Raw genomic sequence first — 14,175 nt, forward strand, 5'->3', positions numbered from 1 at the left:
GCTAGTGGACCTGACTCTCGACCTCGTCCGCCACGCGCTTGGCGATCTCGAGCGACGCCGTCGCCGCTGGGGACGGAGCGTTGAGCACGTGCACTTGCCGGCGGGCGGTGGCGAACGCGAAGTCGTCCACCAGTCGACCGTCGCGGCGAAGCGCCTGGGCTCGTACGCCGGCGTGGGCACGAGAGATACTGTGATCCGACAGCTCTGGAACAAGCTCACGCAGCGTTTCGAGCACACGCTTCCGTGACAGGGAGCGCAGCAACTCGTCGAGCCCGGTTCGCCAGAATCGCGCGCCGAGGCGCCAAAGACCGGGCCACTGCGCGCTCTCCAGAGCGTCCCGCGCGCTGATGCTTCGCCACGAATAGCCCTCCCGAGCGAGCGAGAAGATCGCATTCGGCCCGGCATGGACCGCGCCGTCGAGCATGCGTGTGAAATGAACACCCAAGAATGGGAACTCGGGATCAGGAACGGGATAAACCAGGCCTTTGATGAGATCCGCCTCTTCGGGCCGGACATCGAAGTACTCCCCCCTGAAGGGCACGATTCTCACGTCAGGGCGTAGGCCTGCCATCTGAGCGAGGCGGTCACTGTGAAGACCAGCACAGTTCACGAAACCGACGCCGTCGAACTCGCGCGCCCTCGTGACGACCACGACACCCTTCTCCCTCGGACGGATCTCAGTGATCTGCGCATTCAAGACGATCTCCCCGCCGCCCGATTCGATGATCGAACGGAGGGCTACGCATACACCGGGGTAGTCAACCACCCCGGTCGTTTCCACTCTGAGCGCCGCGACACTGGCAACGTGGGGTTCGAACTCCCGGGCTTCCCCGGGAGTCAGGAGGCGGCAGGGAACCCCATTCGCCTCGCCACGCCTTTGGAGTTCGTGGAGTGCTGGCAGCTGGTCGGGCTTCGTCGCGACGACGAGCTTGCCGCAAATTTCGTGCGCAACCCCATACTCTCGAGCGAATGCGGTCATTGATGCGGCGCCGGCTGTGCTCATCTTGGCTTTCAGGCTGCCCGGTTGGTAGTAGAGCCCTGAGTGGATGACGCCGGAGTTGTTGCCCGTCTGGTGGGCGGCGATGCGCGCTTCCTTGTCGATCACCGTCACCCGATGACCCCTGCGCGTCAGCTCAGCAGCAGTTGCCAAGCCGACGATGCCGGCACCAGCCACGACGATGCGGTTCTCCATTGGGCGTGGCCTCCTAAAAGAATGGACGACCGGGATGCGTCGCGGTCTATTTCACTATACTATAGGCGCCAGAGCCCTCCGACTCGCTGCAACAAGAGGGTCCCAGCCCAGACTCCGCAATATCTCCTCACCAAAGGGAGTGCCATGACGCCGCCCCAGCTGTCGCCTGCCGATGGTTTCGCAACACGTGGCCCGTCCTCGCTGCGGTTCGACGCCAATCTCAAGTGGCTGTTCACAGAACTGCCTTTTGAGGAGCGTTTCGACGCCGCAGCACGAGAGGGGTTTCGTGGTGTCGAGTACTCATCTCCCTACGACCACAACCCCAACCGACTTCTCGCTCGTCTCCATGACGCTGGGTTGGTGCAGGTGCTCATCAATACGCCGAGCGGCGCACCGGGCACGGTCGGTCGGTCTGGATACGCATGCCTCCCCGATCACGTCGACGACTTTCGAGAGGGGATCCGTCGTGCATTGGAGTACGCCACGGCGTTGGGAAGTCCCTACATTCACCTCATGGGAGGTGCCCGACCCGACCACGTGCGGTGGGATCGTGCCTACGCGCAATTCGTCGCCAACGCGGCCTGGGCCGCGGAGCAGGCCGCGGGTACGGACGTGACCTTCCTGCTCGAGGCGCAGAACCGACGTGATGCACCGGGCTTCGTGCTCGACTCGATCGAGCAAGCAGCGTCGATCGTCGAAGCGGTCAATAATCCGCACCTGGGTTTGATGTTCGATGTCTACCACTGTCAGGTGACGCAGGGTGACGTCGTCACTCGAATCCGCGCCCTCTTCCCCCTCATCCGCCACGTGCAGATCGCGGATCCCCCCCTGCGATCTGAGCCAGGCAGCGGCGAGATCAATTGGCAGAACGTGTTCGACGAGCTCATCACCTTGCAATACAGCGGATGGATCGGATGCGAATACCGGCCTCTCAACGAGACGGCGACGGGATTGTCATGGATGAAGCAGTACGGCTCATGAGCACGGTAGATCAAGCCGGCGTCCGTAGCGGTGCTCCCACCATCGCCCTCATCAGCGCCACATTCGCTGCGGTGGAGCCGGCCGTGCGAGGGCTGGCGGACGTCTTTCCCGATGCCATCCCCTGGAACCTGGTTGATGACCGACTATTGGTCGATGCGAACGAACAGGGCGGACTCACTCCTCCTCTCCGTGCACGCATGGTCAGACTCATAGAGCATGCGGTCGCGGAGGGCTCCGAGGGAGTTCTGTTGACCTGTTCGCTGTACGGGGATGTCGCCCAAGAGTTCGACAGCGAAGCTGTCCCCGTACTCGCCGCTGACCAAGCCTCCTTCGCTCTCGCGATTGACGGTGCCTACCCCCGCATTCTCGTCGTCGGGTCGCTGGCAGCGGCCGTCGACGACTCGACGCAGCGCTTACGCGCGGCTGTATCCGAAGCCGCTGGCGGATTATCGGTGTCGGCCACTGTGGCCGACGGGGCACTCCAGGCGACCACCGCGCGTGATGACGTAGCCCTGCTCGACACACTGCGTGGCGCCATCGATCCTTTTCGAGAAGAAGTGGATGCCGTGTTGCTAGCGCAGTATTCACTGGCGCCCGCAGCGGAGGGGCTCCGCGACGCGCTCGACATTCCGGTGATCTCCGGACCCCATGCATCGGCAGCGCTCATGAAGTCGCTCGTCGGCTAATGGTCAGTGCTCGTATAACCGCCGAGGAAGGCGCATCGATGATGGACGAACGGCCTGTCACGCTGTTCAGCACGTTGGCCACGCGCAAGGCCCTCGACGACGAGCTGCGTGCTGCGTGCACTGCCGCCACAGGCGCCGATCTCGATCTGGTGTACGACCCCACGGTCGGACTTGCGCGGCGACTGCGGGCGGGGGAGAGGGCGGATGTCATCGTCGCCGTCACGGCCGCTTTGCAGGACTTGGCCGAGGAAGGGCTGGTCGACTCTGCATCTGTGGTGCCCCTCGCTCGAACACGCGTGGGCGTCGCCGTCGCGCCAGGCGCGTCGCCGCCGGACTTGTCGTCCGTGACGGAATTCGTGGAGGCGATGACGAGCGCGAGATCGGTGGCCTATTCGGAAACGGGTGCAAGCGGGATTTATCTGCGCGACGTCCTTGCGCGCCTAGGCGTCCTCGAGGAAGTGGCATCCCGCGCAACGGTGCTCAGGGCGGGCTTCACCGGGACGGCAATCGTAGATGGCCGAGCTGATCTCGCAGTGCAGCAATTGAGCGAGTTGGCGTTCGTCGAGGGTATCGAGATCGTCGGCCCGCTTCCGGTCGAGATCGACCACGTGACAGAGTTTTCGGGCGCCTTGGTCGCAGGAGCGACCGCTGATCAACGGGCTCGCAATACTCTGGCGTTCCTCGCCTCACAGGATGCGCGGCAGCCCTACCGGCGATCCAAGCTGGAACCCGTTTGAGGTGCGGCCGCGCCCGTCAGGCCGGTTCGTCGGCGTCGCTGAGGGTAGCACCGTCTAGCGCCCGGTCACGTGCTCGTTCGATATGCACGCGCATCAGTTGCGCCGCTCGCTCCGGCGCTCCGGTCTCGAGAGCGTTGTAGATCGCGCTGTGCTCCTCTGCTGCCGAGTGAGCGTGGGTGGCACCAGCCTTCACGAAGAGTCTGTAGCGCTGTACTTGGCCGCTGAGGGAGCGGTAGGCGCCTTCGAGGAACTCATTGTTGCTCTGATGCGCGATGAGAAGGTGAAATCGATCGTCGGAACTCCAGTACAACCGGAATGAGTTCGGGTCGGTGTCCGCCTCCCTCGACGATCGCTCGAGGTCGTCGATCGAATCACGAAGTTCGGTGAGGAATTCCCCGGTCGTGTGCTCCGCTGCCCTCGCCGCGAGCGTCGGTTCGATCACGAGACGCGCATCCATCAGCTTCTCAAGTTCTACAGCACTGAACTGCGGCGCCACGCTATACCCCTTCAGCGCTTCACGGCGAACGAGACCAGTGTGCTCGAGTCGAGCGAGCGCTTCGCGAAGCGGCGTTTGACTGACGTCGAGCTCCCGGGTGAGCGCCCCGATGTTCAGTGGTTCACCCGCTCCACGCGTTCCGTCCATGAACTGCTCGAGCAGGATGTCGTACATGCGGTCGGCCAGTGGTTTGCGTGAAGAAGGTGGCGACACAGCGGCTATCCGTTCGACTGTTCACAAGAGATGGCAGTCAATATAGTATTCGGGTTTCAGGCACACGCAGTCGCGGTCGTCAGAAGATCTATTCCGCCGAAGTTGCCCGACTTGAGCAAGAGCTGGATGCGACGCTCGTCCAGGCTGTGCACCCAGGGAACACCCGCCGCGGCTTCAGACCCGATGAGTGCCGAGCGTATGCGCAGCGCCTCGACCACCGCCCCGGACGTCTCGCCACCGGCGATGACGAGCCGACGGACCCCACGGTCTGCGAGCCCGATGGCGACACTGGAGAGCGCCCCTTCGAGAAGCATCGATGCTCGCTCGGTTCCGAGCGCGTTTTGAACTGTCCGCAATTGCTGCGATGGCAAAGAGGTGTAGATCAGCGCGGACGTTGTCCCGGACAGGCTGTCGAACCACGCGAGAGCTCGTCGGGCGAGCTCCGATGGGTCGCCGCTCGTCAAGGCATCGATCCGATACGACGGCGTGGACCGCTTCATGTGTTCGATCTGCTCGAGCGTCCGCGCCGCGCAGCTGCCGGCGATTGCGACGCCTCGCGTGGTCGCCGTCGACGCTGCCGTCGCGCTGGTGTCGGCTTCATCTAAGGAGGGCGGGGTATTTCGCCACAGGGCTCGAGCCACGCCTGCCGCGAGCCCTGCGGCGCCGATCATGAGCGGAGCGTTCCGCACTGCCTCACCAATGACGTCGAGGTCGTTGACGCTGACGGCATCCACGACGACATATCGTTCGCCCCTGGCTCGCGCCCCCGCCAGCGCCCGTACCACGGCTTCACTCCCCGACATCACGGTCGGCAGGTCGATGAGGCCGACACGGTGCCGTGTCTGTTGCTGTAGCAGGAACGGTACTCGCGGATCCGTCATGGGAGTCAGCGGGTGGTGCCGCATGGGCGAATCACTGAGGAGTTCCGCGCCGACGAAGAGATGACCGAACAGCTGCCGTCGTCCGTGACGCGGCGAGCTCGGAGCCACGACGGTGGTCAAGTTGCCGCCATGCAGTTCGACGAGAGCGTCGGCGACGGGACCGATGTTCCCGCGGGACGTCGAGTCGAATGTCGAACAGATCTTGAAGTACAGCTGTGTCGCACCGTCGGCCAGCAGCAGCCTCGCCGTCCTCAAGGACTGTTCGACGGCGACGTCCGGCGGAATTGTCCGGGTTTTCAATGCAACGACGACGACGTCGGCGGAAGGCAGGGAGACATCCGGGGAGGGATCGCCGAAGACTATCGCGGTGCGCGCTCCCTCGCTACGGAAAGCGACAGCGACATCGGTGGCCCCGGTGAAGTCATCGGCAATGACGCCGATCATGCGATTTCCTCGCGGACTCGCGCGAGACGAGCGCATCGGCTCGCGAACACTCTCGTGGGCATGTTGGGTCGTCAGTGGCGGATATCGATGACGGTCCATGAGACGGGCGGAAGAGACACCGTGACGCTCGATCCGGAGATGGCGGCCGTGTCGTTCGCCTGGGGAGTCACCCGCTCGGGAGCGCTGAGAGTATTCGCGGCGTACACGTCATCGTCGCTCAGCGTGGTTGCTGTCACGGTGGCGGCCATGAGGTCTCCTCGAAGGACGATGTCGAGGTCGACCGTTTCGGTGTTCCCGCGGTTCACCGCAAACACCGTCGTGGCGTTGCGCGCAGCGTCGTAGGTTGCCACCGCATCGATCGTGGACACCTCGCCGTAACGGTCGGTGGAGTGGGACGGGCTTGTGATCTTGACCTGCAGCGCCTCGCCTCGACCGAGGGCCGAGGCCTGCGCGAATGGGAAGAACGTTGTCTGTCGCCAGGAGGGACCGCCCGGCTCGGTCATGATGGGCGCGATGACGTTGACCAGCTGGGCGAGGCTCGCCGAGGTCACGCGGTCCGCGTTGCGAAGGAGCGTGATCATCAGTCCACCGAAGGCGACGGCGTCGGCGACGGTGTAGACATCCTCGAGCAGGCGGGGCACCACGCCCCACTCGTCGACACCGTTGGGCCGCGTTGCCTTGGGGTAGTGGCTCCGGTACCAGATGTTCCATTCGTCGAACGAGATGTTAACCGTCTTGTCGGTTCGTTTGAGGGACTTCACGTGATCGATCGCAGCGACGACCTCCTTGATGAAGTCGTCCATCTGCGTGCCCGAAGCGAGGAAGCTGAGAAGATCCCCGTCTTGCTCCTCGAAGTACGCGTGGCAAGAGATGTAGTCGACGAGGTCGTAGGTGTGCTCGAGAACAACGCGTTCCCACTCGCCATGCGTGGGCATCTCACGATTAGAACTGCCGCAGGCCACGAGTTCGATCGACCCGTCGGTCTTCCGCATCGAGCGGGCGACCTGCGCTGCCAGCTTTCCGTAGTCATCGGCGGTCTTGTGCCCGATCTGCCACGGACCATCCATTTCGTTGCCCAGGCACCACATCTTCACGCCGTACGGCTCGGGGTGACCGTTGGCTGCCCGCTGCTCCGAGACCGTGGTTCCGGTTCGGACGTTGGCGTATTCGAGGAGCTCGATCGCGTTTTCCAGACCACGCGTGCCCAGGTTGACCGCAAGCATCACCTCACTGTTGACCGCTTCGGTCCATTTCGCGAACTCGTCGAGACCGAACTGGTTGCTCTCGATCGAGTGCCACGCGAGATCGAGCCGACGGGGTCGCTGGTCCTTCGGGCCGACGCCGTCCTCCCACCGGTAGCCGGACACAAAATTCCCGCCCGGGTAACGGATCGTGGTGATGCCGAGCTCCTTGACCAGATGGATCACGTCGCTGCGGAACCCGTTCTCGTCAGCGAGTGGGTGTCCCGGCTCATACAGCCCGTCGTACACGCAACGCCCGAGGTGTTCGACGAAGGAGCCGAATAAGCGCGGATTGACGGGGCCGACGGTGAAGTCGTGGTCGATGACGATACGGGAGTTGGCCATGCCGTGCATTCCTTTGCATCAGACGAAGAGTCCTATCACCCGGCCTCAGCGTGGGGCAGGGTGCGAGTGACTGAGCGGTATTGATCCTCGGCCCAACTATACTATAGTCTGCGGTTAGTGGCAAAGCTATCCGCTCGAAGTGGATGCCACCTCGACGCACCAATTTACGAAGGAGTAAGAATGCGCGCACGACCCGAACAGCGATTCAGAACACTCGCCAGACTGTCACTGCTGGCCGCCGGCGCGTTGGTGGTGGCGGGGTGCTCGCCGGCCGCTGACGACACCGGGGACACGACGGGCAGTGAGCCAGTGACGATCACCTTCGCTGCCTCGACATTCGGTGATCCGGGCCGCGGCGAGGGGCTGCAGGCGCTTCTCGATGAGTACAACTCCAGTCAGGATGCCGTGATCGTCGAACCGGCATCGGTGCCTTTCCCGACATTCGCGCAAACGATTCTCACGCAGATGGGCGCCGGATCGGGACCTGACCTCATCCGCTTCAATATGGCGGAATTCGAATCGGCGGCTGAGGCTGGCCTCCTCGAGCCGCTGACTGACAGCATCGATGCGGACGCGCTCGGGCTTACCCCCGGACCGGACCAATACCTAGTCAAGGATGGTGAGCGGTACGGTGTCGTGTTCGAGAACTCAAATTACGGACTGTTCTACAACGCAGACCTGATCCCGGAGCCCCCGACCACGTTCGAGGAGTTCGTCGAGATCGCCCAGGAGCTCACGCAGGGTGAGACGTACGGACTGGCGTTCCGTCAGACGCAGGCGGAGGAGGCCGGCGTGTGGCAGGACATCCAGAATTACGTGCTTGGGTTCGGCGGCGGCTGGTCGGACGGAGAGTCCCTCACCATCGACTCGCCGGAGAACATCGAGGGAATGGAAGCGTTCCAGATGCTCTACGACATGCCTGTCATCCCGCAAGGTGCTGACGCCGCTACGTTCCGCCAGATGTTCGCTGAGGGACTGGTCGGAATGGAGATCAATAACGGCGGATACGCGACGGCCACCACCGCGAACAACCCCGACCTGAACTTCAGTGTCGCCGAAATCCCTTTCCCCGTGCGTTCGCAGGGCACACTGCTCACGCCGATGGTCATGAACGTCAACAGCGAGCATAAGGACGCCGTGGTCGACTTCATAACGTGGCTGCTCCAGCCGGAGCAGCAGACACAACTCCAGGAAGTGCTCGGCGCCAGCAGTGTGGCTATCGATACGGAGCGGAGTGCCGAGAGCCTCGAGCTCTACCCGTTCCTGCCGGTCCTCGACTCGATGACGGAGTCGGGCGTGCCTCAGCTCGTTCTCGGCTACGAAGCGCGGACTCCCGAGCTGCGCACCATCATCGTCACCGAGGTCCTCTCGGCGCTTCAGGGCGAGAAGGACATGGCGACGGCACTGCAGGACGCGCAGCAGCAGGCAGAGGAGCTTGTGGGCCAGTGAGCCGACTTTCTCCGGGGGTCGCGCCGCACGGCGCGGCCCCCTCCTCCGCACCGTCGTCGAAGCCAGTGAGCGCGCGCCGCCGCCGTCGCCGCGTCTCGGGCAGCGCCTGGACGCCCTATCTGTTCATCGCACCGGCGGCTGTCTACATCCTCTTTTTCCAGATGATCCCGCTAGTGCAGGAATTCTGGCTGAGCTTCACCCGGACGTCTCTCCTCAACCCCACTCGAAATGAATGGGTGGGTCTCGACAACTACATGGCGATCTTCTCGGATGCGGCGTTCCAGCGGACACTCCTCACCACGCTCATCTACATGGTGGTGAGCGTCGTCGGAGCGGTCGGAATCGGGCTCGTCGTCGCGCTGCTGCTGAATGGCAAGTTCCCTGGTCGCGGCATCGCCCGCTCGCTCGTCACGATTCCGTGGGCCGCGCCCGGCATTGCTGTCGCGCTGATCTGGATCTGGATGTACAACCCTCAGTACGGCGTGCTCACCGTCCTGATGAGGGGTGTCGGCATCGATCCCGGCCGCAGTGGCGTCCTCGACAACGCGCAACTCGCACTGCCTGCAGTGCTTCTGACCACGATCTGGCAGTTGGTCCCTTTCGTCGCGGTTGTCTTGCTATCCGCGCTTCAGTCCGTGCCGAGGGATCTCATCGAGGCTGCGGAGGTGGACGGGGCGGGAAGATGGACGGTCTTCCGCGTCGTGACCTGGCAGGTCATCAAGCCGACGGTGGGTCTCGTCGCCGTGCTGATGACCATCTGGGCGCTGCGCCGGTTCGAGATCATCTGGGTGATGACGCGTGGTGGTCCTTCGGGAAACACACGCACCCTGGTCATCGGGCTCTACTCGCAGGCATTCGAAGCGCAGCAACTCGGTTCCGCAGCTGCCATCGGCATGGTCGGGATCGTCATCTCGCTCATCATCATCATCGGCGCGCGATTCGTGGCGCGTGGAGCGGGGAAGGAATCATGAAGCGACGAATGACCTGGGGCGTCTCGGCGCGTGTCATCGCGGTTCTCGTCATTCTGGGACTGGCGACATTTCCGATCTATTGGATGTTCGTCACCGCCCTGACACCGAATGCGCAGCTCTATAGCCCAAACGTCACACTCCTGCCGGACCTCTCCCGGCTCTCGGTCTTCGCCGAGGTGATCCAGGACGGCGAGCTCGTCCGGTGGCTTGTCAACAGCTTCATCGTCGCCGCTGGTACGACCGTGCTGTCGATCGGGCTGGGCGTACCGCTTGCCTACGCGCTGTCGCGTTACCGGTTCAAGGGCATGCTCGTGCTGGTGCTGGCTCTCCTGTTCACTCAGATGCTGCCCGAAGCGCTGCTCGTCGTGCCGCTTTTCGCCCTGTTCGGTCAGTTCGACCTGCTCAACACACTCCAGGGACTGATCCTCGCGAACACCGCATTCGCCCTCCCGGTCGTCGCGCTCATTCTTAAAGGAGCCGTCGATGGCGTCCCACGCGAACTGGACGAGGCGGTTCGGGTCGACGGTGGTCGTCCACTGACCATTCTCGGGCGCATCATCGTTCCGCTCATCGCACCGGCGATCGCCGCTGCCGCCGTCATCGCCTTCTTCAGTGCATGGAACGAATTCGTCTTTGCGGTGACTTTCGTGTTCGACAAGTCGATCCAGCCGGCCACCGTCGGCTTGGCAGGCTTCATCGGTGAGCAGAATGTGTCGACGCAGAGCATCATGGCGGCGTCGTTGCTCTTCACGCTCCCTGCAATCATCTTCTACATGTTCGTTCAGCGTTTCGTCGTGAGCGGCATGACGGCTGGCGCCGTGAAGGGCTGATAGGCGGCTATGGACCGGACGCATCGCCGACGAGGGAGAGCCGACGAAAACCTCGGCACCGTTCACGTCCACTGATCGTTCGCGGCAGCGTCGTAGCGGTCGGGCTCCGGTCCGCGCTGAAAGCGTCGGCCCGTGATCGAGGTGGGGGAGAGGCGCACCCAGCGGTACTTGAGGGTCGGGATCCACGGGGTGAGCGGCAGCGCCTCGGCCGCGTCGATCTCGCTCTGCAGTTCGAGGCGGGTCGCCATTCCTTGAACACCACGCTCGCGGCACCGTTGTCGTCGTACTCGTCGACCTCGAACGCGATGCGGGGGTTCGCTGACAGCTCGGCGAGCTTCGACCCGGGCGCCGTGCGGAACAGCACGTGCGGTCCGTCGGTCACGTAGTTGATGGGGAAGATGTCGGGCTCCCCCTGGATCGACACCGCCAGGCGACCCACCTGACCACGTGCGAGCAGGTTCCAGCACTCGTCCTCACTGAGGCCCCACACGGGCGCTGCGGTGATGTCATCCATCAGTGTTCCTCCTCGCCCGGTGGCCGTACACCATCGATGCAGCGGGCTGTTCGTGGGGAGTCTCCCGACAGGCGGAGAGCGGGGCAAGGACATTGGTCCCGCGGCATCGCCCCCTGTGCGCGACGGGACCTTCGGCCTGACCCGCTCGCGACCGTCATTTGACACTGACCGTGCACCGATCGGACGACATCGAAAGAGGTCACGATGGCCATGAATCCCCTCGCCGCTTCGCGAGGCCCGGCCGTCGGAACCGATCACCCCGGAGAGGCGGAGCAAGTCAGCAGCGTCATCGCGCTCGCCGACATCGGCATGGCGGACGTGCCCCAGGTGGGTGGCAAGAACGCCTCCCTCGGCGAGATGATCTCGCGCCTGGCATCCAGCGGTGTGCGGGTGCCGGGAGGATTCGCCACCACAGCGCGGGCCTACCGGACCTTCCTCGCGGGCGACGGGCTCGCGGATCGCATCGCGCAGATCCTGGCGACGCTCGAGGTGTCCGATGTGGCGGCGCTTGCCCGGGCCGGAGCCGAGATCCGCGGGATGATCAACGCCCAGCCCCTCCCGGCCGACCTCGAACGCGACATCCGCGAGGCCTTCGCGGCGGTGGTGGACGATGATGCCGGGGCCACGGGCGCCACCTGGGCGGTGCGTTCCTCGGCGACCGCCGAGGACCTGCCGGATGCCTCCTTCGCCGGGCAGCAGGAGACGTTCCTGCACATCGGCGGCATCGAGAACATCCTCGCGGCCATCAAGGCGGTGTTCGCCTCGCTCTACAACGACCGCGCGATCGCCTATCGCGTGCACCAGGGCTTCGCGCACTCCGACGTGGCACTGTCCGCAAGCGTGCAGCGCATGGTGCGATCCGACATCGGCGCGTCGGGCGTGATCTTCACCGTCGAGACCGAGTCGGGATTCCGCGACAACGTGCTGATCACCGGTGCGTACGGGCTGGGGGAGGCGGTGGTTCAGGGCGCGGTCAACCCCGACGAGTTCCTGGTCTACAAACCCGGCCTTCGCGCGGGACGGCCCGCGATCCTGCGCCGAAGCCTCGGTGAGAAGGCCCTCGCCCTGCGCTTCGCCGCCGAGAGCACCGTCGGGCACAGCACGATTTTCGAAGACGTTCCCGACGCCGAGCGCCGGCAGTTCAGCATCACCGACGACGAGGTCGCCGAACTCGCGCGCTCCGCGCTCGTGATCGAGGACCACTACGGCCGGCCGATGGACATCGAATGGGCGCGCGACGGTCAGGACGGGCGCCTGTACATCCTGCAGGCGCGCCCGGAGACGGTCGTGTCTCGAGAGGACGGAGTGACCCTCGACCACTTCGTGCTGCGCGAGCACGGCGACCTGCTCATCTCGGGGCGCGCGATCGGTCGTCGCATCGGCGTCGGGCGCGTGCGGGTGATGTCATCCGCCGAGCACCTGGAGCGGGTGCACGACGGCGATGTCATTGTCGCCGACATGACCGACCCCGACTGGGAGCCGGTGATGAAGAAGGCCGCCGCCATCGTCACCGATCGCGGCGGTCGCACCTGCCACGCAGCGATCGTCGCACGCGAGCTCGGCATCCCCGCCGTCGTCGGCACGGTCACCGCGACGCGCGAACTGACCGACGGTGCGCTCGTGACGGTCAGCTGCAGCGACGGCGATGAGGGCCACGTCTTCGCCGGACGTGCGCATTTCTCAGAGGAGCACACCCGGATCGATCCGATGCCGCCGATCCCCGTCGGGCTGATGATGAACGTCGGTGCGCCCGATCAGGCCTTCGCGTTCGCGGCGCTGCCCAACGCCGGAGTCGGGCTCGCGCGACTGGAGTTCATCATCAACGAGCTCATCGGCATCCACCCGCAGGCACTGCTGGATTGCGCCTCGATGGATGATGCGCTGCGCGACGAGATCACCGCACGCACGAGCCCTTACGGGACGCCACGGGAGTACTTCATCCGGCGGCTCGCCGAAGGGGTCTCGACCATCGCGGCCGCGTTCGCGCCCAAATCCGTGATCGTTCGCACGAGCGACTTCAAGACCAACGAGTACGCCCATCTGCTGGGTGGCGAGCGGTACGAACCTCACGAGGAGAACCCGATGCTCGGGTGGCGCGGAGCATCGCGGTATGTCACCGACCGCTTCGCCGACTGCTTCGCGATGGAGTGCGACGCGCTTCGTGCGTGATGAGATGGGGCTGACGAACGTGAAGATCATGGTTCCGTTCGTCCGCACCGTCGACGAGGCTGCGGCCGTCGATCGGAAACTCGCGGAGAACGGCCTGCGGCGCGGTGACAACGGTCTCGAGGTCCTGATGATGTGCGAGATTCCCTCGAACGCCCTCCTGGCCGACCGGTTCCTTGATCACTTCGACGGATTCTCCATCGGGTCCAACGACATGACCCAGCTGGTGCTCGGTGTCGACAGGGACTCCGATCTCGTCGCGGAGGCTTTCGACGAGCGGAACCCCGCCGTGCTGAGCGTGCTGCAGATGGCGATCGAGGCCTGCAATCGGAGAGGGAAGTACGTCGGCATCTGCGGACAGGGCCCGTCGGATCATCCTGATCTCGCCGACTGGCTCGTCAGCCACGGCATCGGATCGATCTCTCTCAACCCCGACAGCATCATCGAGACGTGGTTGGCGCTCGCGAAACGCGAGACCTGAGCCGGGCCAGACCGGCTGATCAGAGGTGCATGCTCAGGACGATCCGGCGCGAACCGTCCGCCCGCCGGTCATCCTCGACGCGGTGCATCCCGATCTTCTCCGCCACGCGCTGCGAAGCGCGATTGTCCGGGTGGATGAGTGCGATCAATTCCCGTACGCCCGCGTGATCCCGCGCGAAGTCGCGACAGGCGGCCGCGGCCTCGGATGCCATCCCCCGACCCTGCCACCGCGGCGCGACGTGGTACCCCACCTCGAGCTTCTTCGTGCCGTTGGCGTCCTGCCACGTGAGCCCGCAGTCTCCGACGAACTCGCCCTCGTGTGTTTCGATGATCCAGAGCCCGTAGCCGTGCTCCGAATAGCTGCGCTGGTTCCATGCGATCCAGGCGGCAGCTTGCTCGCGCGTCTTCGGCGCGGGGTAGAACCGCATGACGTCGGGATCGCCCAGAAGGTCGGCCATGTCATCGAGGTCGGTCGGCAGCATCTGGCGGAGACGGAGCCTCGCCGTGTCGTGGGGAACCACCCGAGCACCATAGCGAATGTCGTCGACC

Annotated in this window: 12 protein-coding genes and 2 pseudogenes; 7 read left to right on the forward strand and 7 right to left on the reverse strand. The window is 64.5% G+C overall.

Going from position 1 to position 14,175, the window contains the following annotated elements:
- Position 1: 1 nt before the first annotated feature.
- Complete coding sequence (gene lhgO, locus QSU92_RS13360; RefSeq protein ID WP_289262652.1) at positions 2–1,192, reverse strand: L-2-hydroxyglutarate oxidase; 1,191 nt, start codon at positions 1,190–1,192, stop codon at positions 2–4.
- A gap of 144 nt (positions 1,193–1,336) precedes the next feature.
- Between lhgO and QSU92_RS13365 the strand changes: the two genes are divergently transcribed.
- Genes QSU92_RS13365 through QSU92_RS13375 form a run of 3 tightly spaced genes read left to right on the forward strand, consistent with a single transcriptional unit; the run spans position 1,337 to position 3,596 of the window.
- A complete protein-coding gene (locus tag QSU92_RS13365; RefSeq protein ID WP_289262653.1) occupies positions 1,337–2,173 on the forward strand; it encodes a hydroxypyruvate isomerase family protein in 837 nt (278 codons plus the stop codon).
- Entirely contained in the window at positions 2,170–2,859 is a 690-nt protein-coding gene (locus QSU92_RS13370; protein WP_289262654.1) for a hypothetical protein, read from the forward strand. The genes QSU92_RS13365 and QSU92_RS13370 overlap by 4 nt, the downstream gene beginning before the upstream one ends.
- 38 nt (positions 2,860–2,897) lie before the next feature.
- Positions 2,898–3,596, forward strand: a complete 699-nt coding sequence (locus tag QSU92_RS13375) for a substrate-binding domain-containing protein (protein WP_289262655.1) — start codon at positions 2,898–2,900, stop codon at positions 3,594–3,596.
- 16 nt (positions 3,597–3,612) lie between these two features.
- On the opposite strand, the gene QSU92_RS13380 is transcribed toward QSU92_RS13375, so the two are convergent.
- From QSU92_RS13380 to arfA, 3 genes are all read right to left on the reverse strand, one after another.
- The gene (locus QSU92_RS13380) at positions 3,613–4,266 is read right to left on the reverse strand and encodes a GntR family transcriptional regulator (RefSeq protein ID WP_289262656.1); all 654 of its coding nucleotides are present in this window, start codon (positions 4,264–4,266) and stop codon (positions 3,613–3,615) included.
- Between the two features lie 95 nt (positions 4,267–4,361).
- A complete protein-coding gene (gene otnK / locus QSU92_RS13385; RefSeq protein ID WP_289262657.1) occupies positions 4,362–5,630 on the reverse strand; it encodes a 3-oxo-tetronate kinase in 1,269 nt (422 codons plus the stop codon).
- 71 nt (positions 5,631–5,701) lie between these two features.
- Positions 5,702–7,216, reverse strand: coding sequence for an arabinosylfuranosidase ArfA (gene arfA, locus QSU92_RS13390; RefSeq protein ID WP_289262658.1), 1,515 nt, complete (start codon positions 7,214–7,216; stop codon positions 5,702–5,704).
- A gap of 180 nt (positions 7,217–7,396) precedes the next feature.
- Between arfA and QSU92_RS13395 the strand changes: the two genes are divergently transcribed.
- The 3 genes from QSU92_RS13395 to QSU92_RS13405 all read left to right on the forward strand — a co-directional run bounded on the left by QSU92_RS13395 (position 7,397) and on the right by QSU92_RS13405 (position 10,466).
- Entirely contained in the window at positions 7,397–8,665 is a 1,269-nt protein-coding gene (locus QSU92_RS13395) for an ABC transporter substrate-binding protein (protein WP_289262659.1), read from the forward strand.
- Positions 8,666–8,730: 65 nt separating this feature from the next.
- Positions 8,731–9,636 (forward strand): carbohydrate ABC transporter permease, encoded by a 906-nt coding sequence (locus QSU92_RS13400; protein ID WP_289262660.1) that lies wholly within the window; start codon positions 8,731–8,733, stop codon positions 9,634–9,636.
- 8 nt (positions 9,637–9,644) lie between these two features.
- Entirely contained in the window at positions 9,645–10,466 is an 822-nt protein-coding gene (locus tag QSU92_RS13405; RefSeq protein WP_289262661.1) for a carbohydrate ABC transporter permease, read from the forward strand.
- A 62-nt stretch (positions 10,467–10,528) separates the two neighbouring features.
- On the opposite strand, the gene QSU92_RS13410 is transcribed toward QSU92_RS13405, so the two are convergent.
- Together QSU92_RS13410 and QSU92_RS13415 are read right to left on the reverse strand one after the other, a co-directional pair.
- Positions 10,529–10,714, reverse strand: coding sequence for a hypothetical protein (locus QSU92_RS13410; RefSeq protein WP_289265977.1), 186 nt, complete (start codon positions 10,712–10,714; stop codon positions 10,529–10,531).
- A 68-nt stretch (positions 10,715–10,782) separates the two neighbouring features.
- A pseudogene (locus tag QSU92_RS13415) lies at positions 10,783–11,073 on the reverse strand (pyridoxamine 5'-phosphate oxidase family protein); the annotation flags it as partial.
- A 216-nt stretch (positions 11,074–11,289) separates the two neighbouring features.
- Between QSU92_RS13415 and ppsA the strand changes: the two are divergent.
- Positions 11,290–13,627 (forward strand): annotated as a pseudogene (ppsA, locus tag QSU92_RS13420) (phosphoenolpyruvate synthase).
- A gap of 19 nt (positions 13,628–13,646) precedes the next feature.
- On the opposite strand, the gene QSU92_RS13425 reads toward ppsA, so the two are convergent.
- Positions 13,647–14,147 carry a GNAT family N-acetyltransferase gene (locus QSU92_RS13425; protein WP_289262662.1) on the reverse strand — a complete coding sequence of 167 codons (501 nt, stop codon included), beginning with the start codon at positions 14,145–14,147 and terminating at the stop codon, positions 13,647–13,649.
- Positions 14,148–14,175 lie beyond the last annotated feature (28 nt).

It is taken from the genome of Microbacterium sp. ET2 (genome assembly GCF_030347395.1).
Lineage (GTDB): Bacteria > Actinomycetota > Actinomycetes > Actinomycetales > Microbacteriaceae > Microbacterium > Microbacterium albipurpureum.

What these genes read in the sequence shown, in the direction of transcription:
- QSU92_RS13365 (WP_289262653.1), top strand. Translation starts at nt 1,337, where the DNA reads ATGACGCCGCCCCAGCTGTCGCCTGCCGATGGTTTCGCAACACGTGGC.
- QSU92_RS13395 (WP_289262659.1), top strand. Translation starts at nt 7,397, where the DNA reads ATGCGCGCACGACCCGAACAGCGATTCAGAACACTCGCCAGACTGTCA.
- QSU92_RS13410 (WP_289265977.1), bottom strand. Translation starts at nt 10,714, where the DNA reads ATGGCGACCCGCCTCGAACTGCAGAGCGAGATCGACGCGGCCGAGGCG.
- QSU92_RS13375 (WP_289262655.1), top strand. Translation starts at nt 2,898, where the DNA reads ATGATGGACGAACGGCCTGTCACGCTGTTCAGCACGTTGGCCACGCGC.
- QSU92_RS13380 (WP_289262656.1), bottom strand. Translation starts at nt 4,266, where the DNA reads ATGTACGACATCCTGCTCGAGCAGTTCATGGACGGAACGCGTGGAGCG.
- lhgO (WP_289262652.1), bottom strand. Translation starts at nt 1,192, where the DNA reads ATGGAGAACCGCATCGTCGTGGCTGGTGCCGGCATCGTCGGCTTGGCA.
- QSU92_RS13370 (WP_289262654.1), top strand. Translation starts at nt 2,170, where the DNA reads ATGAGCACGGTAGATCAAGCCGGCGTCCGTAGCGGTGCTCCCACCATC.
- arfA (WP_289262658.1), bottom strand. Translation starts at nt 7,216, where the DNA reads ATGGCCAACTCCCGTATCGTCATCGACCACGACTTCACCGTCGGCCCC.
- otnK (WP_289262657.1), bottom strand. Translation starts at nt 5,630, where the DNA reads ATGATCGGCGTCATTGCCGATGACTTCACCGGGGCCACCGATGTCGCT.
- QSU92_RS13405 (WP_289262661.1), top strand. Translation starts at nt 9,645, where the DNA reads ATGACCTGGGGCGTCTCGGCGCGTGTCATCGCGGTTCTCGTCATTCTG.